The sequence below is a fragment of the Kitasatospora sp. NPDC053057 genome (assembly GCF_044546945.1).
Lineage (GTDB): Bacteria > Actinomycetota > Actinomycetes > Streptomycetales > Streptomycetaceae > Kitasatospora.
On record NZ_JBITZP010000017.1, the window covers coordinates 73,366 to 97,449 of the forward strand.

23 protein-coding genes and 2 pseudogenes are annotated in these 24,084 nt (G+C 73.7%); 12 read left to right on the forward strand and 13 right to left on the reverse strand.

Going from position 1 to position 24,084, the window contains the following annotated elements:
• Positions 1-43 precede the first annotated feature (43 nt).
• From ACIG5E_RS19400 to ACIG5E_RS19410, 3 genes are read right to left on the reverse strand one after another with little or no spacing between them, the layout of a single operon-like run.
• Positions 44-1,411 carry an ATP-binding protein gene (locus ACIG5E_RS19400; protein ID WP_396534783.1) on the reverse strand — a complete coding sequence of 456 codons (1,368 nt, stop codon included), beginning with the start codon at positions 1,409-1,411 and terminating at the stop codon, positions 44-46.
• Positions 1,408-2,085 (reverse strand): response regulator transcription factor, encoded by a 678-nt coding sequence (locus ACIG5E_RS19405; protein ID WP_396534785.1) that lies wholly within the window; start codon positions 2,083-2,085, stop codon positions 1,408-1,410. Before ACIG5E_RS19405 ends, ACIG5E_RS19400 begins: the two co-directional genes overlap by 4 nt.
• A gap of 25 nt (positions 2,086-2,110) precedes the next feature.
• The gene (locus ACIG5E_RS19410; RefSeq protein ID WP_396534787.1) at positions 2,111-3,499 is read right to left on the reverse strand and encodes an MFS transporter; all 1,389 of its coding nucleotides are present in this window, start codon (positions 3,497-3,499) and stop codon (positions 2,111-2,113) included.
• A gap of 219 nt (positions 3,500-3,718) precedes the next feature.
• Between ACIG5E_RS19410 and ACIG5E_RS19415 the strand changes: the two genes are divergently transcribed.
• The gene (locus ACIG5E_RS19415; protein WP_396534789.1) at positions 3,719-4,504 is read left to right on the forward strand and encodes a DedA family protein; all 786 of its coding nucleotides are present in this window, start codon (positions 3,719-3,721) and stop codon (positions 4,502-4,504) included.
• A gap of 66 nt (positions 4,505-4,570) precedes the next feature.
• Here the strand turns inward: ACIG5E_RS19415 and ACIG5E_RS19420 are convergent, their stop codons facing one another.
• On the reverse strand, positions 4,571-6,148 hold the full coding sequence (locus ACIG5E_RS19420) for an alpha/beta hydrolase (RefSeq protein ID WP_396534791.1): 1,578 nt from the start codon (positions 6,146-6,148) through the stop codon (positions 4,571-4,573).
• A 361-nt stretch (positions 6,149-6,509) separates the two neighbouring features.
• Between ACIG5E_RS19420 and ACIG5E_RS19425 the strand changes: the two genes are divergently transcribed.
• The 3 genes and pseudogenes from ACIG5E_RS19425 to ACIG5E_RS19435 form a co-directional block, all read left to right on the forward strand.
• Positions 6,510-7,190, forward strand: coding sequence for a Tat pathway signal sequence domain protein (locus ACIG5E_RS19425; protein ID WP_396534793.1), 681 nt, complete (start codon positions 6,510-6,512; stop codon positions 7,188-7,190).
• Between the two features lie 127 nt (positions 7,191-7,317).
• Complete coding sequence (locus ACIG5E_RS19430) at positions 7,318-8,571, forward strand: threonine/serine exporter family protein (RefSeq protein WP_396534795.1); 1,254 nt, start codon at positions 7,318-7,320, stop codon at positions 8,569-8,571.
• A gap of 95 nt (positions 8,572-8,666) precedes the next feature.
• Positions 8,667-8,794: pseudogene (locus ACIG5E_RS19435) on the forward strand (DUF302 domain-containing protein); the annotation flags it as partial.
• Positions 8,795-8,799: 5 nt separating this feature from the next.
• On the opposite strand, the gene ACIG5E_RS19440 reads toward ACIG5E_RS19435, so the two are convergent.
• Both ACIG5E_RS19440 and ACIG5E_RS19445 read right to left on the reverse strand, forming a co-directional pair.
• Positions 8,800-9,672, reverse strand: a complete 873-nt coding sequence (locus ACIG5E_RS19440; RefSeq protein WP_396534797.1) for a hypothetical protein — start codon at positions 9,670-9,672, stop codon at positions 8,800-8,802.
• A gap of 53 nt (positions 9,673-9,725) precedes the next feature.
• Positions 9,726-10,349, reverse strand: coding sequence for a TetR/AcrR family transcriptional regulator (locus ACIG5E_RS19445; RefSeq protein WP_396534799.1), 624 nt, complete (start codon positions 10,347-10,349; stop codon positions 9,726-9,728).
• Positions 10,350-10,492: 143 nt separating this feature from the next.
• Between ACIG5E_RS19445 and ACIG5E_RS19450 the strand changes: the two genes are divergently transcribed.
• On the forward strand, positions 10,493-11,467 hold the full coding sequence (locus ACIG5E_RS19450; protein ID WP_396534801.1) for a zinc-binding alcohol dehydrogenase family protein: 975 nt from the start codon (positions 10,493-10,495) through the stop codon (positions 11,465-11,467).
• A gap of 90 nt (positions 11,468-11,557) precedes the next feature.
• Positions 11,558-11,893, forward strand: coding sequence for a GNAT family N-acetyltransferase (locus ACIG5E_RS19455; RefSeq protein ID WP_396534803.1), 336 nt, complete (start codon positions 11,558-11,560; stop codon positions 11,891-11,893).
• Positions 11,894-11,986: 93 nt separating this feature from the next.
• Here the strand turns inward: ACIG5E_RS19455 and lpdA are convergent, their stop codons facing one another.
• Together lpdA and ACIG5E_RS19465 are read right to left on the reverse strand one after the other, a co-directional pair.
• Entirely contained in the window at positions 11,987-13,393 is a 1,407-nt protein-coding gene (gene lpdA, locus ACIG5E_RS19460) for a dihydrolipoyl dehydrogenase (RefSeq protein WP_396534805.1), read from the reverse strand.
• A gap of 266 nt (positions 13,394-13,659) precedes the next feature.
• Complete coding sequence (locus ACIG5E_RS19465) at positions 13,660-15,183, reverse strand: M28 family peptidase (RefSeq protein ID WP_396534963.1); 1,524 nt, start codon at positions 15,181-15,183, stop codon at positions 13,660-13,662.
• Positions 15,184-15,474: 291 nt separating this feature from the next.
• Between ACIG5E_RS19465 and ACIG5E_RS19470 the strand changes: the two genes are divergently transcribed.
• The 4 genes from ACIG5E_RS19470 to ACIG5E_RS19485 all read left to right on the forward strand — a co-directional run bounded on the left by ACIG5E_RS19470 (position 15,475) and on the right by ACIG5E_RS19485 (position 17,386).
• Positions 15,475-15,651, forward strand: coding sequence for an antitoxin (locus ACIG5E_RS19470; RefSeq protein WP_396534965.1), 177 nt, complete (start codon positions 15,475-15,477; stop codon positions 15,649-15,651).
• Positions 15,652-15,940: 289 nt separating this feature from the next.
• Positions 15,941-16,567 carry a TetR/AcrR family transcriptional regulator gene (locus ACIG5E_RS19475; RefSeq protein WP_396534807.1) on the forward strand — a complete coding sequence of 209 codons (627 nt, stop codon included), beginning with the start codon at positions 15,941-15,943 and terminating at the stop codon, positions 16,565-16,567.
• A gap of 61 nt (positions 16,568-16,628) precedes the next feature.
• Positions 16,629-16,805 (forward strand): hypothetical protein, encoded by a 177-nt coding sequence (locus ACIG5E_RS19480; protein ID WP_396534809.1) that lies wholly within the window; start codon positions 16,629-16,631, stop codon positions 16,803-16,805.
• 104 nt (positions 16,806-16,909) lie between these two features.
• Positions 16,910-17,386, forward strand: a complete 477-nt coding sequence (locus tag ACIG5E_RS19485) for a flavodoxin family protein (protein WP_396534811.1) — start codon at positions 16,910-16,912, stop codon at positions 17,384-17,386.
• A 147-nt stretch (positions 17,387-17,533) separates the two neighbouring features.
• Here ACIG5E_RS19485 and ACIG5E_RS19490 read toward each other — a convergent pair.
• A pseudogene (locus ACIG5E_RS19490) lies at positions 17,534-18,673 on the reverse strand (MATE family efflux transporter); the annotation flags it as partial.
• Between the two features lie 148 nt (positions 18,674-18,821).
• Between ACIG5E_RS19490 and ACIG5E_RS19495 the strand changes: the two are divergent.
• Both ACIG5E_RS19495 and ACIG5E_RS19500 read left to right on the forward strand, forming a co-directional pair.
• Positions 18,822-19,370, forward strand: a complete 549-nt coding sequence (locus ACIG5E_RS19495) for a PadR family transcriptional regulator (RefSeq protein WP_396534813.1) — start codon at positions 18,822-18,824, stop codon at positions 19,368-19,370.
• A gap of 134 nt (positions 19,371-19,504) precedes the next feature.
• Positions 19,505-20,377, forward strand: a complete 873-nt coding sequence (locus tag ACIG5E_RS19500) for a class I SAM-dependent methyltransferase (protein ID WP_396534815.1) — start codon at positions 19,505-19,507, stop codon at positions 20,375-20,377.
• 42 nt (positions 20,378-20,419) lie between these two features.
• Here the strand turns inward: ACIG5E_RS19500 and ACIG5E_RS19505 are convergent, their stop codons facing one another.
• The 4 genes from ACIG5E_RS19505 to ACIG5E_RS19520 form a co-directional block, all read right to left on the reverse strand.
• Positions 20,420-20,890 carry a hypothetical protein gene (locus ACIG5E_RS19505; RefSeq protein ID WP_396534817.1) on the reverse strand — a complete coding sequence of 157 codons (471 nt, stop codon included), beginning with the start codon at positions 20,888-20,890 and terminating at the stop codon, positions 20,420-20,422.
• 133 nt (positions 20,891-21,023) lie between these two features.
• Entirely contained in the window at positions 21,024-21,866 is an 843-nt protein-coding gene (locus ACIG5E_RS19510; RefSeq protein ID WP_396534819.1) for a hypothetical protein, read from the reverse strand.
• The gene (locus ACIG5E_RS19515) at positions 21,863-23,656 is read right to left on the reverse strand and encodes a GMC family oxidoreductase (protein ID WP_396534821.1); all 1,794 of its coding nucleotides are present in this window, start codon (positions 23,654-23,656) and stop codon (positions 21,863-21,865) included. The genes ACIG5E_RS19510 and ACIG5E_RS19515 overlap by 4 nt, the downstream gene beginning before the upstream one ends.
• Positions 23,653-24,036: a hypothetical protein gene (locus tag ACIG5E_RS19520; protein ID WP_396534823.1), complete on the reverse strand. Its 384-nt coding sequence runs from the start codon at positions 24,034-24,036 to the stop codon at positions 23,653-23,655. Before ACIG5E_RS19520 ends, ACIG5E_RS19515 begins: the two co-directional genes overlap by 4 nt.
• Positions 24,037-24,084 lie beyond the last annotated feature (48 nt).

Here is a 24,084-nt window from a genome sequence, read left to right on the forward strand (position 1 = left end):
CGGTCGGTGGCCGCCCGGTCATGTCGCGGCCGCCGACCGTGTCTCAGGGCCCCGGCAGCCGGAACTCGACGGTCAGTCCGTGCGGCTGCGCGCCCGCGACGGTCAGCGATCCGCCGCAGGCGCGCGCCAGTTCGTCCGCGATGGCCAGACCGAGTCCGGTGCCGGGAATGTTCTGGTGCTCGGGTGCCCGGGCGAACCGCCCCAGCAGCAGCGGCAGTTGGCCCGCCGGAACGCCGGGGCCACTGTCGGTGACCCGAACCACCGAACCCCCCTCGGGCACGGCGCCGGCCACCACCCGGACGCGCTCCCCCTCCGGTACGAACTTGCTCGCGTTGTCCAGCAGCGCGTCCAGGATCCGCCCGGTCGCGTCCGGGAGCCCGAGGGCCCGCAGTCCGGGTGCGACGTCCGCCGTCAGCTCCAGCCCGCCCGCCTCGAACACCGGCGCCCAGGCGGCCACCCGCTCGGTCACCGCCGCCGACACATCCTGCTCCTCGACCGGCGCGGCGGCGGCCTCCAGCCGGGCCAACGCCAGCAGGCCGTCGAGCAGTTCGCCCAGCCGGTCCGCCTCGTCCAGGGCCAGGGCGTGCGCCTGCCGCCCGGGGCCCGGCCCGACGTGCGGCTCGGCGTTCTCCAGTTGCAGCACCAGGGTGGCCAGCGGGTTGCGCAGCTGGTGGGAGGCGTCGGCGACGAAGTCCCGCTGGCGGCGCAGCGATTCGGCGACGGCCTGGGCCATGCCGTCGAAGTGCCGACGCAGCCGCCGCAGTTCGGGCGGGCCCGTGTCGGAGGCGACCCGCAGTTCGAAGCGGCCGCCGGCCACCGTGGCGACGGCGCGGTCGAGTTCGTGGACGGGCCGCAGCAGCCAGCGGGCGATCCCGGCGGTGACCAGTGCGGCGGCGCCGAAGGCGGTGACGGCGCCGGCGGCGATCAGTGCCCAGCGGACCAGCACGTCGTGGCGCGCGGCGCCGGTGGGGACGGTCAACAGGACGGCGCCGCCCACCCGTTCGTCCTGGCCGACCGGTTCGGCCAGCACCACGGTGTCGGGCCCCCAGGGGCGGACGGTGGGCAGTTCCTCGGTGGAGCGGCCGGTGAGGGCGCGATCCTGGGCCTGCTGCGCGGCCGTGCCGCTCGGGGCGGGTCCGGCCCGGCCGACGGTGTGGCCGGCCGTGTCGACGACGGTCACGGCGGCGCCGTAGAGCTGGGCGTAGCGGGTGATTTCGGCGTCGAGTTCGCGGCGGTCGGCGTCGGTGCGGATCCGGTCGGCGAGTTCGGCGAAGCGGACGCCGTCGGCCCGGCGCTGCAGCAGCAGGTGTTCGGTGCGGCCGCGGGCGTAGGAGTCGGCCAGCGGCAGGGCGAGCAGCAGCACGGCGGTGCCGATGAGCGCGGTGAGCACGGCCAGCAGGCGGCGCCTCACGGACCGTCCAGGGCGCCGAGCTGGTAGCCGTACCCGCGGATGGTGCGGACCAGCCCGGCCCGCGCGGTCTTGGCGCGGATGCCGGCCACGTGCACGTCCAGCGAGCGCGAGGAGGCGAGGAAGGCGTCGCCCCAGATCCGGTCGAGGATCTCCTCGCGGGAGCGGACGTCGCCGGGCTGGGCGGCGAGCAGGGCGAGGACGTCGAACTCGCGGCGGGTGAGCCGGACGGGCGTGCCGTCGACGGTCACCGTGCGGGCGGCCAGGTCGATCGCCACGTCGCCGGTGCGCACCTGCCGTTCGCCGCCGCCCGGTTCGGGGGCGGAGCCGGTGCGGCGGCGCACGGTGTCGATCCGGGCGATGAGTTCGGCCATCCGGAACGGCTTGACCACGTAGTCGTCGGCGCCGGCCCGCAGGGCCTGGAGGACGTCCCGCTCCTCGCTGCGCGCGGTGACCACGATCAGCGGCAGGCTGCACACGGTGCGGAGCTTGCGCAGCAGGTCGAGGCCGTCCAGGTCGGGCAGCCCGAGGTCGAGCAGGACGAACTCGGCCTCCCGGGCGTGCCGCAGCGCCTCCGCGGCGCGGACCACCCGGCGCACGGTGTGGCCGCGCCGGGCGAGCGCGGTGGCGAGGGCCTGGGCCATGCGGTCGTCGTCCTCGACGAGCAGCATGTGCACGGAACCCTCCCCACCTCTGAGGGGACTACCGTACGGCCTCGGCCGCGGCGGCCCCCGTCGGGGCCTCCGTCCGGGCCTCCTCGGGGCTGAGCACCGCGTTCCTGGTGTCCGGCATCAGCACGTAGACGACCAGGGAGACCAGGGCGCAGCCGGAGACGTACCAGAAAAAGCCGGACTCGTGCCCGCTGTTCTTGAACCAGAGCGCGATGTACTCGGCGGTGCCGCCGAACAGCGCGTTGGCAAGGGCGTACGGGAGGGCGACGCCGAGGGCGCGGATGCGGGTGGGGAACAGTTCGGCCTTCACGGCCGCGTTGATCGAGGTGTAGCCGGTGACGATGACCAGGGCGACCAGCGAGAGCCCGAGCGCGGACCAGTAGCCGGAGGCCGAGCCGAGCGCGGTCATCAGCGGGTAGGTGCCCACGGTGCAGCCGAGCGCGAAGGTGATCAGCAGCGGGCGACGGCCGATCCGGTCGGAGAGCAGGCCGGCCAGCGGCTGGATCGCGGCGAAGACGGCCAGCGCGGTGAAGCTGACCAGGGTGGCGGTGTTCTTGGCGAGCCCGGCGCTGCCGATCAGGTACTTGGTCAGGTAGGTGGTGTACGTGTAGTACGCGACGGTGCCACCGAGGGTGAGGGCCATCACCAGCAGGGCCTGGCGCCGGTGCTCCCAAAGGCTGCGCAGGGTGCCCCGGGCGCCGTCCTGCTCCCGGCCGCCGTCCTGCTCCCGGCCGCCAGTCTCGGCGGTGAAGGCCTCGGTCTCCGGCAGCCGGCGGCGCAGCCACAGCACCACACCCGCGAGGACGGCGCCGAGCAGGAACGGCGCCCGCCAGCCCCAGGAGTGCAGTTGGGCGCTGCTGAGGGTGTGCTGCATGACGATGAGGATGCCGAGGCCGAGGAGCTGGCCGCAGGTCATCGACACGTACTGGAAGGAGGAGCCGAGGCCGCGCCGGTTCGGCGCCGAGGCCTCGGTCAGGTAGGTGGCGCTGGCCGCGTACTCGCCGCCGATGCTCATGCCCTGGAGCAGTCGGGCGAGCAGCAGCACGACGGCGCCGAGGTAGCCGGCCTGCGCGTAGGTCGGGGCGACGGCGATCAGCACGGCGGCGGCGGACATCATGGTGACGGTCAGGGTGAGCGCGCTCTTGCGGCCGTGCCGGTCGGCGGCCCGGCCGAGCAGCCAGCCGCCCACCGGGCGCATCAGGAAGCCGACCGCGAAGATGCCCGCGGTGTTCATCAGCTTCGCGGTGGAGTCGCTGCCCGGGAAGAAGTCGTCGGCGAAGTAGACGGCGAAGCTGGCGTAGACGAACCAGTCGTACCACTCCACCAGGTTGCCCAGCGACCCGCCGATCAGGGCGAGCCGCCGCCGGGCGCGCTCCCCGCCGGGCGGCTGCGGACGGACGGCGACGGCGGACGGGGACATGGCGGCTCCCGGGAATCGATGCGGTGGGGTGGGTGCCCCAGAGCGTGCCGCCGCCCGGCGCACGGCGGCAAGGAACGCCGCGCAGATCTAACGTTCCGCTAAGGAAGCCGAGCACCGGGCCACCCCCCTCCCACCCGCTGGGGCCTGCGCGGCGACACGCGTTACATTGGGGCGGAAAGGGACGCGGGAAGGGGCCCGATCACCGACGGGGTGTGGCCGATGCACACGATCACCGACTGGCTGCGCGGCCTGTCCGGCCCGGTCGTGTACGCGGCCGTCGGCGGCATGGTCTTCGCCGAGGACGCCCTGTTCTTCAGCTTCTTCATCCCCGGCGAGACCGCCGCCGTCCTCGGCGGCTTCCTCGCCCACCAGGGCAGTGTCTCCCTCGGCTGGATGGTCCTGGTCGTGGTCTGCGCGGCCGTCCTCGGGGACTCCGCCGGCTACGAGATCGGCCGCCACCTCGGTCCACCGATCCTGCGTACCCGCCCGCTGCGCCGCCACGCCAAGCAGGTCGACACGGTGCAGGACCTGATCCGCCGACGCGGACCGGCCGCCGTCTTCATCGGCCGTTTCATCGCCTTCGTCCGCCCGCTGGTGCCCTCGCTGGCGGGGATGTCCCGCATGCCGTACCGCCGGTTCCTGTTCTACAACGTCCTCGGCGGGATCGCCTGGGGCGTCGGATTCACCCTTCTGGGTTACTTCGCCGGAGCCGCCTACACCAGGGTGGAGGGCACCGTCGGCCGGGTCACCACCATCGTGATCGCCGTGATCGTCGCCGTCGCCCTGCTGGCCTGGTTCCTGCGACGTCACCACTCCCGGGAGCGTGGGCCCTCCGGCGACCGCTCCGACGGGAACTCTGACGAGACCTCCGACGAGCCGCCCGGCGAACGCTCCGCCCCTCCCTCCGACGAGCCGTCCGACGAGACCTCCGAAAAGCCCGCCCATGAGACCTCCGACGAGACCTCCGACGAGCCGCCCGACGACCACAGCGGACCCGAGCGCTGAACCGGACGGCACCCGACCGGCGACGGGATTCCCGCCCCCGGGCCGGGTGCCACCGGTCACCGACCGCTACTGGAACGGCCGCTTGTCCGGCGCGCAGACCTGGCCGCGCGGCGGCAGTTCGCCGTCCACCAGGTACCGCTCCTCGTAGCCGGCCGCGCAGCTGCTCGGGTTGCCGAGCACGGTGTGTCCGTCACCGTCGACGGTCAGCAGCCGGCCGCGGGCGAGGGTGTCGGCCAGGGCACGGGAGCCCTCGTAGGGCCAGGCCGGGTCATCGGTGTTGGCGACGACCAGGACGGGCGCTGCGGTGCGCCGGTTCCACGGTCCGGTGTAGCGGTCCCGGGCGGCCTCGGCCGGCCAGGCGGCGCATCGCTGGGTCGGCCAGACCCAGGACGGGCCGAGGTCGCCGGAGCGCGCCCCGGCGAGGTCGGCGAGCGCCGAGTAGTCCGCGCCCGCGGGCGGGTTGGCGGTGTCGGCGCACAGCACTCCGAGGACCTGGGTCTGCTTGACCGGTCCGCCGGTCGGCAGCGGCGCCGCCGGGGTGTCGGGGGCGGTCCACAGGCTCTGCAGTTGGAGGCCCAGGGCGGCCCAGCCGGTGGTGCCGAACTGCGGCACCGGCTGGGCCGTGTACAGCAGTACCGAGATGGCCGAGAGGGCGGTCGCCCGGTCGTAGGTGACGGCCTGCGGTCCGGTGCCGACGGTGACCGGCCCGCGGTCCAGGCGGTTCATCAGTTCGGCGAACTTGGCCCGGGTCGCCTCCGGGCTGCCCGCCGAGAAGGCGCAGTTCGCGGGATCGGCGGCGCCGCAGCGGTCGAGGAAGGTGTCGAGGGCGCGGGCCGAGCCGAGGTCGCTGCCGGTGCGCAGGAAGGGTGGCAGCGCTGCGTCCTGCGGGGTGCGGCCGGTGGACCAGGCGACCGGGTCGACGGCGCTGTCCAGGACCATGGCGCGCACCCGGTCCGGGAACAGGTTGGCGTAGGTGGCGCCGAGGTACGTCCCGTACGAGGTGGCGAGGTAGTTCAGCCGCCGGTCGCCGACGGCCTGGCGCAGCAGGTCCAGGTCGCGGGCGACGTCCGCGGTGGACAGGTGGGCGAGCAGGCCGCTCCGGTCGTTCTCGGCGCAGCGGCGGCCCAGTTGGGCGTAGGTGTCGGCCCAACGCGACTCCTGCTCCGCGCCGATCGGGTAGCCGGCCGGGAGGCCGCTGAGCAGGGCCCGCTCGGCGGCCTGGCCGGGGAAGCACTGCAGCGTGGTCGAGTCACCGACGCCGCGCGGGTCGAAGCTGACGAGGTCGAAGCGCTTGCGCACCTGCTCGGGGAAGAGCGGGACCACGGCGGGCAGGGCCGCCGTGCCGGGGACCGCCGGGCCGCCCGGGTTGTAGAACAGCGTGCCGATCCGGTGCGCCTGGTCGTCGGCGGGGCGGCGGATGAGCGCCAGCGCGATGGAACGGCCGTGCGGGTCCCGGTAGTCCAGCGGCACCTGGGCGGTGTCGCACTGGAAGCCGGGGGTGCACGGCTTCGTCCAGGTCAGCTTCGGCACCGGCGGGGCGGGCGCGGCGGCCGAGGCCGCGGCCGGGGTGAGGCCGGCCAGCAGCAGGCCGGCGGCCGTGGCGGCAGCGGCGCGGAGGCTGACGGTGAGGCGGGGTCGGGGCACGGGCGGTTCCCTCTCGTCGGTCGCAGGAGTCGGATGAATCACAGGAATCACCGCAGTCGCGTGGCTGGCGGGAATCTCAGGGGTCTTCCGACCGGACGTCGCGAAGTCTTCCGCCCGCCGCTGTCAGGACACCGTCGGATCGCTTTCGGCCGCTGTCGGATCACTGTCACGCCGCTGGCACCGTGATCGGGATACCGCGCTTCCGCGGGAAGGCTTGTTGACGAAAAGTCAGCAAGTTGTCCGCAGCGCCTTGACGGCACACCGACACGGTCCTAGAACGTAGTCAGCTCCCCGATCCCCCACCTCCCGGGAGCAGCAAAGGTCGTCTTCTCGCCCCCCTCACCGAGGAAGAGGCTTTCCCATGCGCGCACTCCCCCGCTGGACCGTTCCCGCCGCCCTCGCCGCACTCGCCCTGGCCGCGGCGGCCCCCGCCTCCGCCGCCCCCGCCCTCCCGGCCGACGCCGCCGGGCCCGTGCTGACCGCCGGCGGCGCCGCCGTCGCGGCGGGCGACGCCCTCGCCGCGCCGCTCGCCGCCGGCACCAGCGCCACCTTCTACTCGACCGCGACCAGCACCACCGGTGTCACCTGCGCCACCTCCCAGTACTCCGCCACGGTGCTCACCAACCCGGCCGCCCCCGGCGTCGCGACCGAGTCGCTGACCGGGCTCACCTTCGACTCCTGCACCGCCAACGTCACCGGCGTCACCTCGGTGGAGAGCCTCACCGTCGACACCCTCCCCTACGGCGTCTCCGTCGACGACGCCACCGGCCTGCCGGTCACCCTCACCGGCGGCAGCGCCGGACCGATCCAGGCCACCGCCGTTCTCGACAGCTGGTTCGGCACCATCACCTGCACCTACCAGCTCAGCGGTGCCTTCACCGGCACCGCCGACAACGGCAGCAACGGTCTGACCTTCACCAACGAGCACTTCGCCAAGAGCGGCGGCTCCGGCCTCTGCCCCGCCGACGGTTACTTCTCGGCCGGCTACGGCCCGCTCGCCGACACCAGCCAGCCCGGCGCTCCGGCGGTCACCGTGAACTGACCGGCGCCCGCGCAGCCGGCCCCGCGCAGCCCGTCCGGGTCGCCCGAATCCGGTCGACCCGGGCCCGGCGAACGATCAGACCGGGGCAGAGTCGGACCGATCCGGGCGGGATGGGACGATACCTGCCATGTCTAGCAAGTCTCCATCGGTCCGGGGCGACGAAGCCCCACCGGACCCGCTCCGCCGCCTGCTGCTCGAACTGGGCGAAGCCCTGCTGGGCGGCGGTCTTCCCGTCCATGACGTCGAGGAGGAGCTCCGCGGACTGGGGCGGGCGTTGGGGGCTCCCGACGTACGGGTCGCCGCACTCACCAACGGGCTGTTCGTCGCCCTGGACCCGGCGGACGCCACCACGTTCCAACCGGTCGACACCGCGCTGCGGTTCGAGCAGACCGCCGACGTCCTCCACCTGGTGCACCGGCTGCGTTCGGGCGAGCTGGACGGGCCCCGGGCGCTGGCCGAACTGGACGCCATCCGCCGGGCGCCGGCCCGCTGGCCCGCCTGGGTCGCCGACCTGGGAGCGCTGCCGGTCGGAGTGGGCGTCTGCCTGTTCCTCCAGCCGATGACGGCGAACGTGCTGGCCGCCGGGGCCGGCTCGCTGATCGTCGCGGGCCTGACCATGCTGGCGCGCCGACTGCCCCGACTGCGCCCGCTGCTGCCCGTCACCGCCGGGTTCCTGGTGGCGCTGCTCGTGCTGTCGCTCGCCCAGGCCGGCCTGCTGGACGGGCCGCTGCGCACCATCGTCGCCACCCTGGCGATCCTGCTGCCCGGCGGGCTGCTGGTCACCGGGCTGTCGGAGGTCGCCGCGGGCGCCGCCAGCGCCGGGACGGCCCGGCTGGTGTCCGGCTCGGTGCAGCTCGCGCTGTTCCTGGCCGGAGTGGCCGCGGCCACGACCGCGATCGGCATGCCGGCCAGCGCGCTGGCCAACATCCAGGTGGCCAAGCCGAGTTGCTGGGTCATCGGAATCGGGCTGGCGATCGCCGTGGCGGGCGTCGTGGTCAACGTGAACACCCCGCCCTCGGCCATCCCGTGGATCGTCGCGGTGATCGCGGTCAGCGTCACCGTCCAGGTGGTGGTCGGCCAGGTCCACGGCGCCGCGATCGGCGGCCTGGCCGGCGCGGTCAGCGCGGCGGTCGCGGCCACCGTCGTGCACTGGCTGCCGGGCGGCCCGCTCTGGCAGGTGCTCTACCTCCCGGCGTTCTGGATCGTGGTTCCGGGCTCCTTCGGCCTGCTCAACACCGCGCAGATCGAGGTCGGCAACGGAGCGCAGTCGGTGCTGGCCGCCGTGTCCGCGGTGTTCGGGGTGTCGATCGGCACCCTGATCGGCTCGGTGATCAGCCGCATCCCGCGCCCCGCGCTCGCCGTGCCCCAGCTGCGGGCCTGACCGGGGCCGGTCGATACTGGCCGGACGACGGATCCCGAGGAGGAATCGTGGACTACGGGCTCGGCGTCCGGCTCGACCGGCCGTTCCAGCAGGCGGTGGCGGACGTCACCGCCTGCTGAAGGAGCAGGGCTTCGGCGTGCTGACCACCATCGACGTGCGGGCGACCCTGCACGAGAAGCTCGGTGCGGAGCTGGAGGACTACCTGATCCTCGGCGCCTGCAACCGTTCTTAGCGTTGTTGGCCAGTGTTGGCCAAACTGCCGCAAACCGGGCCGGTGATGGCCTGGTGACCTCGCGAACGGTCTTCGAGGTCGGGGAGCAGCGCGAGTTGGTCACTGTGGCGCGGTCGAGTCTTGTCGCCCCGGTGGGGCGTGCTCGCTGTCCTGGGTGGGCTCGCGGTCCCGCGTGCTCTCGGGATGGATGCGGTCTGGCCGGTAGCTCTCCCGGCACGATCCTCTGGTCGGGTGCGGGTCACACCTGGCCGACGCCGGATCCGGTGTCCGAGGGCGCGTCGTGCGATGGCCACCGCGGCGCCGTGGTGCCGGGTGACCGTGCGGGTGGTGGTCTGGTGCTGGAGCGGGGCTTTCCAGTGTTTTTCGCCCCAGCGGGAGGTGTAGGCCGGGTCAACGGCGATCACGAGGAGACCGGCGTGGAAGGCCATGCCGCGCAGGCGTTCCCGGAAGCGCGCGGTGGGGATACCCGCGACCGTCTTGCGGAACTTCTTGCCTCGCGGGCCCCGGCCCATCGTCTCGCGGCCGGTGGCGCGGATGTCGTCGAAGCCCAGGTTCTCGATCGCGATGGCGGCGCAGTGGTGTTCGCGGGCGATGCGGATCAGGTCGGTGATGGCGGCGCGCAGCCTGCCGTCCCGCCTGCTGGCTGGTCCGGTGAGGTCGAGGGGGACAGAGATCGGCTCGCCGATCGGGTTGCCGTGCGGGTCGAGGACGTAGGCGGCAAGGTGGTCGGCGTTCAGGTCGACCCCCAGCAGGCGCCGGCCCCGTGCCCGGACCTCTTCCGGCGTGGGGAGGGCGGTCTTGTCGGTGGACCAGGAGGCGTCCAGGTACCACCTGTTGCGGTCGGGGTCGTGGACGATGTCGTAGCGCACGGCCCGGTTCGCATTCAGTCGCCCGGTCGGCCGAGCCCCGCCGGGTCACCAGGTCAACCCACTCGGCCTGGGCGGCCCGCCGGCCCGTCGAGCAGCGAGGTGGCGAGCACTCGCAGCGCGTCGGCGAGCCGCTGCCCGTCGCCCTGCTCCAGCAACCGCAGGATCGGGTCGCTGTGCAGGGCGCCGAGCAGGATATGGGTGAGCAGTTCGGCGTCCAGGTCGGGGCGCTGTTCGGTGATCAGCCCGCTGAGGTGGGTGTGCCAGGCCAGGTAGACCGGGTGCGCGTCGCGCGGGGCCTGCCCGGGCGGCTGCGGGGTGGTGGTGACGGCGTGGCCGAGCGCGGCCAGCAGGCTCTTGTTGCGGCCGACCACGGCCACCACGGCGTCCAGGAAGGCGAGCAACCGTTCCCGGGGCGGGGCGCCCGGGCCGATCGGTGGGGGCCCGTTGCGGACGGCTTCCTCCAGGTCGAGCGCCCGCTCCTGCATCAGCGCGAGCATCAGGCCCATCCGGTTGCCGAAGCGGTGGAAGACCGTCCCCTTGCCCACCCCGGCGGCGGCCGCGACCTGTTCCATCGAGATCTGCTCGGGCCGGTGGCCGGCGAGGAGTTCCTCGGTGGCGCGCAGGATCGCGCGCCGGTTCCGGACCGCGTCGGCGCGTTCGCGTCGGCCTTCCGCCACGGCTTCCCCTTCCCCGTTCGTCTCGTACCCGTGCCCCGTACCGTAACCCGTGGACAACTGGACCAGCGGTCAAGTACCGTCCCGGAGTGCAAGTTGACCGCCGGTCCAGTTCACTCCGGTCCGGCCCGTCGAGGGAGGGCACCATGCGACGCATCCGGTACTACGAATACGGCGGCCCCGAGGTCCTGACGCCGGAGGAGGCCGACACCCCGACGCCGGGGCCGGGCCAGGTCCTGCTGCGCGCCGAGGCGATCGGGGCGAACTTCGTCGACACCCGGTTCCGGCGGGGAGCGCCCGCCGGATCGGTCTTCCACCGACCGCTGCCGGGAGTGCTGACCGGCGACGTCGTCGGGACGGTCGAGGCGGTCGGCCCGGATGTGACCGGGGACCTGCTCGGACAGCGGGTCGCCGGGCTGGCCTTGGACGCCTTCGCCGAGTTCTCGATCGCCGATGCCGCCTGGCTGGCCCGCGTGCCCGCCTGGCTCGACGCCGGAGCCGCCAGCATGCTGCCGATGGCCGCACCGGTGGCCCTGGCCGCGCTGCGCACCGGCCGGACGGCCCCCGGCGAGACCGTCCTGGTGCACGCCGCGGCCGGCGGGATCGGCCACCTGGCCGTCCAGCTGGCGAGGCTGCTCGGCGCGGGCACCGTGATCGCCACCGCCGGTTCGGCGGACAAGCTCGACTTCCTCAAGTCGCTCGGCGCGGACGTCACCGTCGACTACACCGCCCCCGACTGGCCCGAGCAGGTGCGGGCGGCCGCACCGCAGGGCGTGGACGTCGTCCTGGACTCGGTCGGCGGCGAGGTCCTCCAGCGCAGCCTGGAGCTGGCCGCCCCGCTCGGCCGGGTCGTGGTGTACGGCGCCGCCGACGGCGAGCCGGGCAGCGTGCCGGTGGCCCGCCTGTTCGGCCTGCGCACCATCGTCGGCTTCTCCCTGATCGCCTGGCGCACCGTCCGACCGGAGCCGGCCCGCCGGGACATCGAGGAGTGCGTCGAGCACTTCACGGCCGGCCGGCTGCGGACGGCCGTCCACGCGCGCCTCCCGCTCGCCGAAGCGGCCACCGCCCACCGGATCATGGAGGACCGCTCCCACCTGGGCCGCATCCTGCTGCTGCCGTGATCCGCTCGGGGCGGTGATCGCGCGGGGCCGGGGCTAACCTGGCCCCGCACCGAGAGCCCGTACGGGCCCCGCGAACGAAAGGCCTCCGCGATGAGCACCCCCAGTACCCCCGTCGTCGAGCGGGCGGACGCCCTGCACCGGTACGAGATCCGGGTCGACGGCGAACTCGCCGGCTTCACCGAGTACCTGGACCACGACGGGCAGCGGGTCTTCTACCACACCCTGGTCGAGGAGGCCTTCGCCGGCCGCGGCCTGGCCGGGCAGCTCGTCCAGGAGGCGCTGACGGACGTGCGCGCCGCCGGGAAGCGGATCGTCCCGGTCTGCCCGTACGTGGCCAAGTTCCTGATCAAGCACGAGGAGTTCGCCGACATCGCCGACGAGGTCACCCCGGAGGTCAAGAGCTGGCTGCGCACCCAGCTGAGCTAGGTGTACCGACCCGTGAGGTCGGGGACGCGGCGCGCGTGACCCCGCCGGGGCGCGGGGCGCCCGGCGGGGTCACGGGTCAGGCCGATCGGGTCGTCACATGTTGATCATGTGGCCGGCGAGGCCGTGGATGGCCTCCTTGACCGCCTCGCCCAGGGTCGGGTGGGCGTGCACGTTGCGGGCGACCTCGTGGACGGTGAGGTCCCACTGCTGGGCCAGCGTCAGCTCGGGCAGCAGCTCGGTGGCCTCGGGGCCGATCAGGTGGGCGCCGAGCAGCTCGCCGTACTTGTTGTCGCTGATGACCTTGACGAAGCCGATCGGGTGGCCGAGGCCGTGCGCCTTGCCGTTCGCGGTGAACGGGAACTTGGCGACCTTGACGTCGTAACCCTGCTCACGGGCCTGCGCCTCGGTGTAGCCGAAGGAGGCGATCTGCGGCTGGCAGTAGGTGGCGCGCGGGATCATGACGAAGTCCACCTCCTGGGTCTCCACCCCGCCGATGGTCTCGGCGGCGATCACGGCCATCGTCTCGGCGGCGTGCGCGAGCATCAGCTTGGCGGTCACGTCACCGATCGCGAAGATGTGGTCGACGTTGGTGCGGCCGCGGCCGTCCACCGCGATGGCGTTGCGGTCGGTGAGCTTGACCCCGGCGTTCTCCAGGCCGTAGCCGTTGACCCGCGGCGCGAAGCCGATCGCCTGGAGCACCTTGTCGGCCTCCAGCACCTGCTGCTGGCCGTTCTTGGTGACGGTGACCTTGACCTTGCTGTTCGGGTCGCTGTCGTCGATCGACTCCACCCGGGTGGAGGTGAGCACCTCGATGCCCAGCTTGCGGTACTGCTTGGCGAGTTCGGTGGAGACCTCGACGTCCTCCAGCGGCACCACGCGGTCCAGGAACTCGACGATGGTGACCTTCACACCGTAGTTGTGCAGCACGTACGCGAACTCGACGCCGATCGCGCCGGCGCCCGCGATGATGATGCTCTCCGGCAGCTCCTCGGTCAGGATCTGCTCCTCGTAGGTGACCACGCGCTCACTCAGGCTGGTGCCCGGCAGCAGACGGGTGGTGGCACCGGCGGCGATGATGCAGTGGTCGAAGGTGACCACGTCGAAGCCGCCGCCGCTGAGCGCGACCTGGAGGGTGTGGTCGTCGACGAAGGTGCCCCAGCCGTCGTACTCGGTGATGCCGTTCTTCTTCATCAGGTAGTGGACGCCCTTGACCCGGCCGTCGGCCACCGTGCGGCTGCGGCGGAAGGCCTCGCCGAAGTCGAAGGTCACCTGGCCCTCGACCTTGATGCCGAAGGTCTTGGCCTCCTTGGTGAAGATGTGGGCGAGCTCGGCGTTGCGCAGCAGGGCCTTGGAGGGGATGCAGCCGACGTTGAGGCAGACGCCGCCCCAGTACTTGGCCTCGATGACCGCGACCTTCAGGCCCAGCTGCGCCGAGCGGACGGCGGCGGTGTAGCCGCCGGGGCCCGCGCCGAGGACGACGACGTCGTAGTGCGTGCTCATGTTGCTGACTCCTCCGAGGGTGTCACGGTGTCGTGATCTCGGTCCCATGGTGTCAGGACCGGACCCGGCGCACCCACCGGGTCTCGGCGGATGCGCTCCGCGCGGCACCGTACAGGGCTCGGGCCGGATTGTCAGTGTTGTCCGCTACGGTGGCTCGCACCCGGCCCCACCAGGGGCGATGACGGAGGGAGGAAAGGGATGGCCAGCAGGTGCACGGCGGGCGGGCGGGCCCGCCGCCCGAGGACGGCAGCGGGCCCACCCGGGCGTCAGGCCGCCACCTCGTGGGCGTCGGCTCCGCCCGTACCGGTGCTGCCGGGGGTGCTCATACCCGCTCCGGCCGCAGCCTGCCAGGCGGGGCGCCGGGCAGGTACGGGCTGCCGCAGCGAGGAGAGGTCCCAGGCGTAGGTGCCGACGGCGTGGGCGATCACGTCGATGTTGACGTCGAAGGCCGCCATGTCGATGTTGTCCAGGCCGTCACAGGCCTTGTGGTAGCAGGCGTCGAAGGCGGTGCCCGCCGTGCCGCCGTAACGGGCCTGCTGCTCGGGGGACTTGATCACCTCGGCACCGGTGTCGGTGCCGCCGGCCGGGATGCCCGCGTCGATGAACGGCCCGTAGTCGGAGCGGCCGTTGAAGGCGGACGGGTCGTGCGGCAGGCCGCGGCCGTCCAGGTACCCGGTGAGGTCCCGCTCGATCTGGGCCGAGCCCTCGGGACCGGCGCCGCCGCCCGCGCTGCCGGAGCCGTTGTAGACGAACTGCGCGTAGTTGGGGGATGCGATCATGTCGAAGTTGAGGTAGAGCCGGACCTTCTTCCGGTCCGCCTCGGAGAGCGACTTCACGTACGCCTCGGAGCCCTTGAGACCGAACTCCTCGGCGGACCACCAGGCGAACCTGACCTTGTTCTTCACCGGTCGGACGCCGAGGTTCCTGGCGACCTCGAGGATGCCGGCCGCGCCGGAGCCGTTGTCGTTGACGCCGGGCCCGGCGGGCACGGAGTCCAGGTGCGCGCCGATCATCACGGTGTTGTCCGGGTCCCCGCCGCGGGTCTCGGCGATGACGTTCCAGGTCTTGCGCGGCTCCATGAAGGTCCGGATGTCCAGGGTCACCCGGACCGGTCCGGCGGTTGCCCTCGCGGCCAGCGCCTCACCGGCCGCCCTGGTGATCCCGCCGGTCGGGACCTTCCCCGCCGCGGGCTCGCCGAGGGTCCCGCTGAGCTCGCCGTCGGTGTTGTTGTAGATCAGCACCCCGAGGGCGCCGGCCCCCGCCGCGGCCGCCTGCTTCTCGGCGAAGCCGCACCCGCCGCGCCGGATCAGCGCGATCCGGCCGGTGACGGAGCCCGCCGGGTAGTCGGCGGGCGTGCAGCCGGTGGTGGCGCCGACCGGGGCGATGCCCAACTCGGCGGTCAGGCCTGCCTCCGGACCGCTCGCCGAGTAGGTCATGGCGATCACCGGCACCGACTCGGCCTGCGGTGACACCACGTCCAGCCGCTGGGCGCGGGCCTCGAAGAAGGTGTACTCGAACTCCTGCCGGGAGACCTTGAGCCCGGCCCGCCGAGCCTGCTCGTAGATGTAGCGCGCCGACTCGTCGTGGCCCTTCGAACCGGCGGCTCTGGTACCGCCGTTGCGGTCGGCGATCCGTTGCAGCGCGGCCAGGGTGTCGTGCGCGTCATCGGCGCTGCTGGCAGCGACCAGCCGCTCGGCCAGCCTGGCGCCCCGGCGGGCAGGATCCGGGTCCGCGTTGGCGCTGCCGGTGCCGACCAGCAGCAGCGGGGTGACCAGTGCGGCGACGGTCAGCGCCGCGCCCGTCCGGTTCCGGATGCGCGGGCCAGGTGTCGTGGCGGCGCGGCCGAACGGGGTGGTGTGGTCGAGCCGGGTGGTGTGGTCGAACGGGGTGGAACGGGCGAGCGGGGAGGTCCGGCAACGGCTGCGCAGCTTCAAGGCGACTCCTTCCGACGATCCGTGAACTCACGATTTGACATGACCGGGATCGCCTTGCCAAGCCCGCCGCGCGGCTGCGAAATGCGCGGGACGGCCCGCGCTGTGATCCTGGAGGGGTGGGGGCGTCTCATCCAGGAGGGTGACCACATGTCCATGCTGGATAAGCTCAAGAGCCTGCTGAAGGGCCACGAGGACGAGGCCTCGAAGGGCGTCGACAAAGCGGGTGACGCCTTCGACGACCGCACTCAGGGCAAGTACAGCAGCCAAACCGACGCGGCCCAGGAAAAGCTGAAGAACCAGTTCCGCGACCAGCCGCCGCAGTAGCGGCCGAGGTCGGGTCCGCCCGGGCCGGGCGGCGGCGTTCAGCCGTCGCCCCGACCCGGCTCCCGCCCCGGCCCCTGCTCCGTTTCAGCGCCGGACTCCCCGTCCGCATCCGCGCCGCAGTTCTCGCACGGGCCCGGGCCCGGCCGCTCACGCAGCCGTCCGCACTCCGGGCACACCCGGTCCAGCCAGCAGGCCGACTCGCCACCTTCGTCCATGCCTCCGATTCTGCCGGGCGGACGGCCGCCCAGCCGAGTAGACAGTGTCTACGAAGATCAGGTAGACAGTGTCCATGACTGAGGCCATGACCGAGACCATGATCGAGCCCCTGACCGAGCAGGATGGCGACCTGCGCGCCCGACTGGTGGCCGCCGGAGTCGAGCTGGTGACCCGGGAGGGCGTCCACGCCCTCGGACTGCGCGAGATCGCCCGGCACGTCGGGGTCTCCCACGGGGCACCGCGCCGCCATTTCCCCACCCACCGCGAACTGCTCGCCGCCGTCGCCCGCCAGGGTTTCGGCAGGCTCACCGACTCCCTCGCGGGCGCCGACGCCCTCGCCGTCACCACCGGCGCCGACGCACGCACCCGGATCGAGGCGCTCGCCCGCGCCTACCTGGGCTTCGCGGCGGCGAACCCCGGCATGTTCGAGCTGATGTTCCGTCACGACCTGCTGGAGGGCAGCGGCTCCGAGCTGCGCCGCACCACCCTCCCGCTCTTCCTGACCTTCGTCGGCCTGGTCGCCGAGGTCCACCCCCAGTCCGACGACCCGACCGCCGCCACCGCCGCCCTCTGGGCCAACCTGCACGGCCTGGCCCAGCTGCGCGCCTGGGGCAGCCTGCGGCTGGCCACCGGCAGCGACGGCCTCGAATCGCTGCTGCGCACCAGCCTGGACGCCCACCTCGGCCCGTCCGCGCGGTGAAGGTCGCTGACGCCCCGGCGCGGCCCTCCGGGCGTGGTGCGCGGCGGCGCCGTTCACCCGATTGACGCAACCGTACGCGTTCGACCTCGCGACGGGCCGGCTCCGCTGGCAGGACGAGCCGGAACACCTGGGCACCGACGGCGAGTTCACCGTGGTCTCGCTGGCCGCCGCCGGGACGGCCGTCTACCGCGGCAGCCGCACCGGCGTCCACGCCTTCGGCGCTCTTCCCTCGGCCTGAGCCGGCCGGCCCCCCGATGTCACGTTCCCGAGCGCTGCCCGGTCGACCCTGTGGGCGCGGACCTTCCGCACCCACCGCGAGCGCGGAGCGAAGGGAGCATCACCATGAAGGCCGTCATCGTGTGCGTCTCGGTGTCCCACAGCAACACCCGGCGGATCGCCGCCGCCATGGGCCAGGCACTGGCCGCCCCGGTGGTCGAACCCGAGGAGCTCGACCCGGCCGACCTCGCCGGCTACGACCTGGTCGGCTTCGGCTCCGGCGTCTTCACCGGCCGGCCGCACCCGCGGCTGCGCGACTACGTGCGTGCCCTCCCCGCGGCCCAACAGCCCCGCCAAGCCTTCGTCTTCGCCACCAGCGGCCTACCCGAGCCCGGCTTCCGCCCCTTCACCCGCCCGCTGACGCGGCTCCTGGAGCCGAAGGGCTTCGAGGTGGTCGGCAGCTTCACGGCCCGCGGGCACGACACCTGGCTCCCCTTCAAACTGGTCGGCGGCATCAACAAGCACCGCCCGGACGCCCGCGACCTGGCGGCCGCCCACACCTTCGCCACCGGCCTGCACCCCCGGCCCGGCAGGGCCTCCTGAACCGCCGACCGCGCCGATCCCACGCCGAGTCAGCGCCAGCAGCAACGCCAACTGCACCACCGCCCCCACCACCTGCCCCCACCACACCCCGGCCACCCCCAACGCCCCCGACAGCACCACCGCGGCCCCGAGCTGGGCACCGAGCCCGAACACCGCCGCCAGCACCAGCGCCCGCCCGGCGCCGGTCGCCTGGTGGAAGCCGCCGAGGGCGACGGCCGGGGCGTACGGGAGGAGGTAGAGGGCCGTCAGGTGCAGGAAGCCGATGGACTGGGCGGTCACGGCCGGATCGTCGGTGAACCGGGCGGTCAGCGGGCCGGCGCAGCCGGCCGCCAGCAGCGCCGCGCCCGCGCCCAGCCCGACGGCGAGGCGGGCGGTGGCGCGGTGGAGGGCCCGCAGGTCGGCGGCCGCTCCGGCGCCGGTGAGACGGGCGGCCTGGATGGCGGTGGCCTGGCGCAGCGCGTAGAAGGCCATGGTGACGAGGAGCAGGAGCCGGTAGCCGATGCCGTATCCGGCCACGGCCGCGACTCCGAAGCCGGCGACCAGGGCCAGTTGGGCGGTGCCGACGGCCATTCGGGCGGTGAAGTCCAGGCCGAACGGCGCGCCGGCCCGCAGGATGCGGACGGCTGCCGCGCCGACGCCCCGGACCGCTCCTCCGGTTCGGGGCCGCAGCCGCAGGGTGACGGCGAGGGCGACCGCCCGGGAGGTGGCGAGGGCGAGGGCCGCGCCGGTGACGCCGAGGGCGGGCAGCGGGCCGGGGCCGAGGATCAGCAGCGGATCGAGGACCAGGAGCAGGGCGTTGGAGAGCAGGGCGATCCGCATCGGGGTGCGGGTGTCCCCCGCCCCCTTGAAGAGTTCGTCGGCGACGCGCTGGGCGAAGAACAGGACGAACGCCGGGAAGGCGACGGTGAAGTACTCGGCCGCCCGGGTGGCGGCCTCGCCGTCGAGGAAGACGGCGGCGAGCCGGTCCCGGAGCAGGAAGCCGGGGACGGTGAGGGCGAGGCTGCCGAGCGCGCAGAGGCGCCAGGCGGCACGGGTGATGCGGGCGGCCTCGTCCCGGTCGCCGGCGCCGAGGGCCCGGGCGAGCCGGACGCTGACGCCGGAGGCCACCACCAGGACGAGTCCGAGCAGCAGGTTCTCGACGGTGCCGGCCAGGGTGACGGCGGCGACGGCGGATCCGCCGAGGCTCGCGACCCACAGCGTGCTGATCACCGTGGCGATCACCCCGGACAGCAGTTCGGCGTAGACCGGTCCGGCCAGAGCGGCCAGCCGGGACAGCTGCTCGCGCATGGTTCCCCCCTCGTTCCGCCGCCCGCACCGGAGCGGGCGCCCACCTCGATCGGCTCTGCCTCGAATTGATATACCTCGATTCGAGACACCTCGGCAAGAGGTAACATGGCCGCGCCATGGGGCGCACTCCAACGAAAGGGCTTCGACTGTGCTGACCCTCGCGATCCTCGGCTTCCTGTACGACCAGCCGCTGCACGGTTACGAACTCAAGTCCCGGATCACCGGGTTGACCGGTCACGTCCGGCCGGTCAGCGACGGCGCGCTCTACCCCGCGATCACCCGACTGGAGAAGGCCGGCCTGCTGCACCGCCGCACCGAGCCCGGCAGCGGGGCCGCACCGCGCCAGACCCTGGAGCTGACCGAGGAGGGCCGGGCGGAGCTGCTGCGCCGACTGGCCGACCCGGAGCAGGCCGAGATCACCGACCAGATCCGCTTCTTCGCCCTCGCCGCCTTCCTCCACCACCTGGCCGACCCGCTCCGGCAGGCCGCGGTGCTCCGCCGCCGACTCGCCTTCCTGGAGGCGCCGAGCAGCTTCTTCTACGACGGGGACGGCCGCCCGGTCACCGCCGAGCGGGAGCCGAACCCGTTCCGGCGCGGCATGCTGCTGGTCGCCCGGGCCTCCAGCGCCGCCGAACGGGCGTGGCTGGCCGAGACCATCGCCGGGCTGGTCGGCGCGGACGGTCCGGAAAGCCTCTGACGGGAGCGGAAATATGCCGTTCGGCAGCTGGTCCCGGGTGGCCCGGGCATCGCTATGATGATCGGCCTCACGACCACGGCGCCCCTCCGCGGCGTGATCCACCACCGCGCTCCGCCCGTCCCCTGGAGGCAGCCGTGCCCAGTGAAGCGATCGCCGCCGCCCGCCCCGCTCCGCAGCGGCGGGACGACATCCCCGGCTGGTTCTTCGGGCTGGACCGGGCCGCCTTCTCGCACCTGCTGTCCGCCCAGACGGCGGCCGGGATCACCGGCGACATCCTGGAGCTCGGCAGCTACCTCGGCCGCAGCGCCGTGCTGCTCGGGGACCACCTGCAGCCCGGCGAGCGACTGACCGTCTGCGACCTGTTCGACTCCGAGGCGGGCGACGCCGACAACGCCGCCGAGATGACGATGTCCTACCGCAAGACGCTCACCCGCAGCGCCTTCGAGTCCAACTACCTCGCCTTCCACCGCGAGTTGCCCGAGATCGTCCAGGCGCCCACCTCGGTGCTGGCCGACGGCCGGATCCCGGCGGGCAGCTGCCGATTCGTCCATGTCGACGCCTCGCACCTGTACGAGCACGTCAGCGGGGACATCCTGGTGGCCAGGTCCGCCCTCGCCGAGGACGGCCTGGTCTCACTGGACGACTACCGCTCCGAGCACACCCCGGGCGTCTCGGCCGCGGTGTGGGAGGCGGTCTTCACCGGCGGGCTGCGGCCGGTGCTGCTCACCCCGATGAAGTTCTACGGCACCTGGGGCGACGCCAAAGCCGCGCGCCGGACCCTGCTGGAACGCGACTGGCGGGCCGAGGACTACACCGTCGACGAGGACACCATCGCCGGCCACCACGTGCTGCGGCTCAACTACCAGGTCAAGACGCCCGCACAGATCCGCTCCACCTCGCGCCGCCTGGCCCTGGACCTCCTCCCGCCGGTCGCCACCCGCGCCACCCGCCGAGTGCTGCGCACGCTGCGCGAGCGCCGCGCCGTCCGCCCGACGCCGAGCGCCTGAGTCCTCGGCCGCGCCTCCCGTCAGCCTCCGGACCGGCGGCGTTCAGCCAACCGGCCGCGCCGCCAGCGCCCGAGCGATCCCCCGGCGGAGGTGGGCCGAGGAACCGGGCAGGTGCCCGAGCCAGTTCAGCCGCTCGGCCGGCAACTCCGGCCGCCGGGCCAGTTCCAGCACCGCCGCGTACGGGCGGTCGCCCTCCCGCAGGCGCGCGGCCAGCAACGGCACCAGGCCGTCCAACTCGGCGCCGGTCAGGGCTGGGTGGGCGGCGATCAGCTGGAGCAGGCAGTTGTCGTTCCAGGTGCTGTGCCGCCGAGCCGACAGCGGGACCAGCAGATCGGCGGGTGCGGCGGCGTTCCGGGCGATCGCGTGCCAGACGAACGGGTAATCCGCCCGGGCAAGTTGGCGCAGGACGTCCGGGTTCGAGGTCCGCTCGGCCAGCCGCCGGTAGTCCCCGCCGTCGTGCAGCCGCCGCAGCGCCTCGACGTCGTCCGTCTCAATGTTCCCGTGCTCGTCCATGTCGGCACGACAGACTAGTGCACTGATCGCGAAGGTCCACCGGGTTTGCGCCGGCGGGCCGCCTGTCGTCGCCCCGGGCCGCCCACGACGTCCCGGCGCACGGCGGTGCTCCCGGTCGGGACGGGGCTGCCCGTCACCGGACGTAGTAGGCGCGGTTGTGGGCGGCCACCGGTGCGGACTGGTAGGTCCAGACTCCGGCCGCCGGGGCGTCGCCGACCAGCAGGGCGAGGTCGCGGGCGGCCTCCTCGGCGGGGTTGCCGAGGTCGAGCCGGACGCGGTCGGCGCTGCGGTCGTCCAACGCGTAGTAGCGGTAGGGCTGGTGGACGTTCAGCGGTCCGGCGAGCAGCTTGCCCTCGTCGTCGGTGCCGTAGCCGGTGATCGGGGTGTTGTTGACGGGCTCGGGGGTGAGGCCGACCAGGTCGACGTCCAGGGCGAGGATCTCCTCCTCGTGCCGGCGCAGCCCGTCCGCCCCGAGGTCGGCCCGGCGGCAGGAGACGGTCCACCGTTCGCGCAGGGCGGGCGCGTTGAGCGAGGGCATGGTGGTCTCGAACCAGCCGGGATGCTTGGGCTCGGCGTACAGGCGGCGCCCGGCGTCGATGGCGAGCGGGTTGTCGCACAGCACGTGCAGCCGGGCGATGCCGAGCAGCTTGGTCTGGTCGTAACCGCGGGCGTACTGCCCGTAGTTGACTGCCGGGATGCGGTCCTCGGCGAACGCCGGGTGGGCGATCAGGTTGATCTCCAGCTCCTGGGTGATGCCGCCGCCGTTCGGGTACTGGGCGAAGTACAGCTGGTAGTTGAGCGACACGCAGGCCCCGCCGTCGAAGGCGGCGACGCTCAGCCCCGGGTGGCGCTTGGCGAGCAGCGCGCGGGCCCGCTCGGGTTCCACCAGGTAGTCGACGCCGACGTTGTGCAGCGCGCCGTAGTGGAAGGGCAGGTGGTACGGCTCCGGTACGGGCGGCAGCGGCAGGCCGGTCATGAGCGCTCCGAGGGCGACGAAGGGGGTACGGGTGTACGGGGAGGGGAGACGGTCGCCGGGCTCCGCAGCTCCAGCAGGTCCTGGTGCATCCGTTCGGCGCTGCGCAGCGCCAGGGCGGCCATGGTGAGCGAGGGGTTGGAGGTGCCGAGCGAGGGCATCGAGCCGCAGCCGACGGCGTACAGGTTGGGGTGGTCCCAGCAGCGCTGCCAGTGGTCGACCACGGAGGTGCCGGGCGCGTCACCCATCAGGTGGGTGCCGCCGGCGTGGCCCGCGCCCCGGTAGCCGTACGCCTCGCCCCGGTGCTCCAGCCGGCCGGGCCAGCCGGCGCCCGGGTAGGCGGTGTGGTCCTCGGCGCCCAGCAGGGCGAAGAGCTGGTCGGAGACGGCCCGGGCGGAGGCCATGCCCTCGCGGACGTAGCCGCCCAGGTCGTAGTGGATCGCCGGGACGGGCAGGCCGAGCGGGTCGCGGCGTTCCGGGTCGAGGGTGATCCGGTTGGCCGGGTCGGCGGGCTGCTCCAGCTCGAACTGGAGCGAGAACTGCCGCCCCAGCCGGTCGCCGAGGCGTTCGCGCAGTTCCTTGCCGCGCAGTCCGGCTGCGAGCAGCGCGGCCGCCTCGGCCTCGGGGGTGCCGCCGGCCCAGGACCAGCCCCAGTTGCCGATCTCGATCCGGAACGGCGCCCGCCGGTGCCGGGCCCCGCCGAAGCGGAAGGCCTCCAGTCCGCTGGTGGAGCCGGGCCCCCGGTACGGCCCGACCGGGTCGGGCATCAGCCCCCAGGTGAGCAGCGCGGGGTGGTCCATCAGGTTCCGGCCGACCTGGTCGCTGCGGTTGGCCAGGCCGGACAGCAGTAGCAGTCGGGCGTTCTCGATCGCGTGCGCGGCGAGCACCACGAGGCCCGCTGTCACCCGGTGGGCGGCCCCGCCGGACCGGTACTCGACGCCGGTGGCCCGCCCGGTCGCCGGGTCGGCGAGCACCCGGCTGACCACGGCCTCGGTGCGCAGTTCGACGGTGGGCGCCCAGCGGGCCTGGGTGCGCAGCGGGGTGTACTTGGCGCCGCTCGGGCAGGCCGGGACGCAGCTGGCGCTGCCGACGCAGGGCGGGCCGTGGCCGGTGCCCGGCCGGGTGGGCAGGCCGTTGCGGGCGTGCGGGGTGGCGGTGACGGCGAGTCGGGCCGGGTCGGGCATGGCGGGGTCGCGGACGGTGCGGCCGTCGAGGGCGCGGGCGAGCTGCCGGTCGAGGTGGCTGGCCGGGATGGCCCGCATCGGGTAGGCGTAGTCGTCCGGGATGGGGAGTCCGACGGCCCGGCGCTGTTCCTCGGCGTCGGCGGCGACGCCGAGTTCCCGTTCGGCGTCGCGGTAGTGCGGTTCCAGGTCGTGGTAGCCGATCGGCCAGTTGCGGCCGTGGCCGAGGTCGGCGGTGCGGAAGTCCTCGGGGTGCATGCGCGGGGCGAGGCCGGTCCAGAGCAGTCCGGTGCCGCCGTTGGCGCGCAGGTAGCCGCTGGCGTAGGGCAGCGGGCCGTACTGGCGGAGGTAGCCGGTGGCGGTGAAGCCGCCGTCCGGGTGGCCGGTGAGGTCGGTGACATCGGGTGACGGCGCGTCGGGGTTGTGCGGGTAGGGCGCGGTGGGCGGACCGCCGCCGGCCGCGCGGTGGGCGGTGACGGTCTCGGCGGCGGTGGGCGCGGTCCGTCCGGCTTCCAGGACGAGGACCCGCCAGCCCCGGGCGCCGAGGCGCTGGGCGACCAGGCTCCCGGCGAAGCCCGCGCCGACCACGACGGCGTCCCAGCGGGCGCTCACCGATGCTCACCCGTCGGCTGCTCACCCGTTCGCGGGGCCTCGGCCCAGCTGCCGTGGCCGGGTGCGGCGCTGCCGGGCGGGCTGGCCCGGAAGGTCCGCCAGACCAGGCCCTGGTCGTGGGCGCTGGCGGAGGAGGGCGCTTCGCCGGGCCAGGCGCCGACGTACCAGAGGTGGACGAGGGCGTGCTCGTCGCGGACCGGGTGGGCCAGGGTGGTGTGGTGGTGCTCGTGCGCCATGCCGGTGGCGTGCAGTTCGGGGACGTCGAAGCCGGTCAGTTCGGCGCAGACGCGCAGGAACTCGTCGAGGTCGGCCAGTTCGTCGTCCTCGGCGAGTTCCCAGTTCCCGTACGGGTCGTCATCAACGGTGCGATCGTCGGACACGGACACGCGGGTAACCCTCACGATCGGCAGCGGGTGGCCAAGACATGA

Excerpts from the sequence above, each read along its gene's own strand:
- ACIG5E_RS19475 (WP_396534807.1), top strand. The coding sequence starts at position 15,941 with ATGACTGAGGCCATGACCGAGACCATGATCGAGCCCCTGACCGAGCAG.
- ACIG5E_RS19425 (WP_396534793.1), top strand. The coding sequence starts at position 6,510 with ATGCGCGCACTCCCCCGCTGGACCGTTCCCGCCGCCCTCGCCGCACTC.
- ACIG5E_RS19455 (WP_396534803.1), top strand. The coding sequence starts at position 11,558 with ATGAGCACCCCCAGTACCCCCGTCGTCGAGCGGGCGGACGCCCTGCAC.
- ACIG5E_RS19415 (WP_396534789.1), top strand. The coding sequence starts at position 3,719 with ATGCACACGATCACCGACTGGCTGCGCGGCCTGTCCGGCCCGGTCGTG.
- ACIG5E_RS19450 (WP_396534801.1), top strand. The coding sequence starts at position 10,493 with ATGCGACGCATCCGGTACTACGAATACGGCGGCCCCGAGGTCCTGACG.
- lpdA (WP_396534805.1), bottom strand. The coding sequence starts at position 13,393 with ATGAGCACGCACTACGACGTCGTCGTCCTCGGCGCGGGCCCCGGCGGC.
- ACIG5E_RS19485 (WP_396534811.1), top strand. The coding sequence starts at position 16,910 with ATGAAGGCCGTCATCGTGTGCGTCTCGGTGTCCCACAGCAACACCCGG.
- ACIG5E_RS19510 (WP_396534819.1), bottom strand. The coding sequence starts at position 21,866 with ATGACCGGCCTGCCGCTGCCGCCCGTACCGGAGCCGTACCACCTGCCC.
- ACIG5E_RS19430 (WP_396534795.1), top strand. The coding sequence starts at position 7,318 with ATGTCTAGCAAGTCTCCATCGGTCCGGGGCGACGAAGCCCCACCGGAC.
- ACIG5E_RS19470 (WP_396534965.1), top strand. The coding sequence starts at position 15,475 with ATGTCCATGCTGGATAAGCTCAAGAGCCTGCTGAAGGGCCACGAGGAC.
- ACIG5E_RS19505 (WP_396534817.1), bottom strand. The coding sequence starts at position 20,890 with ATGGACGAGCACGGGAACATTGAGACGGACGACGTCGAGGCGCTGCGG.
- ACIG5E_RS19410 (WP_396534787.1), bottom strand. The coding sequence starts at position 3,499 with ATGTCCCCGTCCGCCGTCGCCGTCCGTCCGCAGCCGCCCGGCGGGGAG.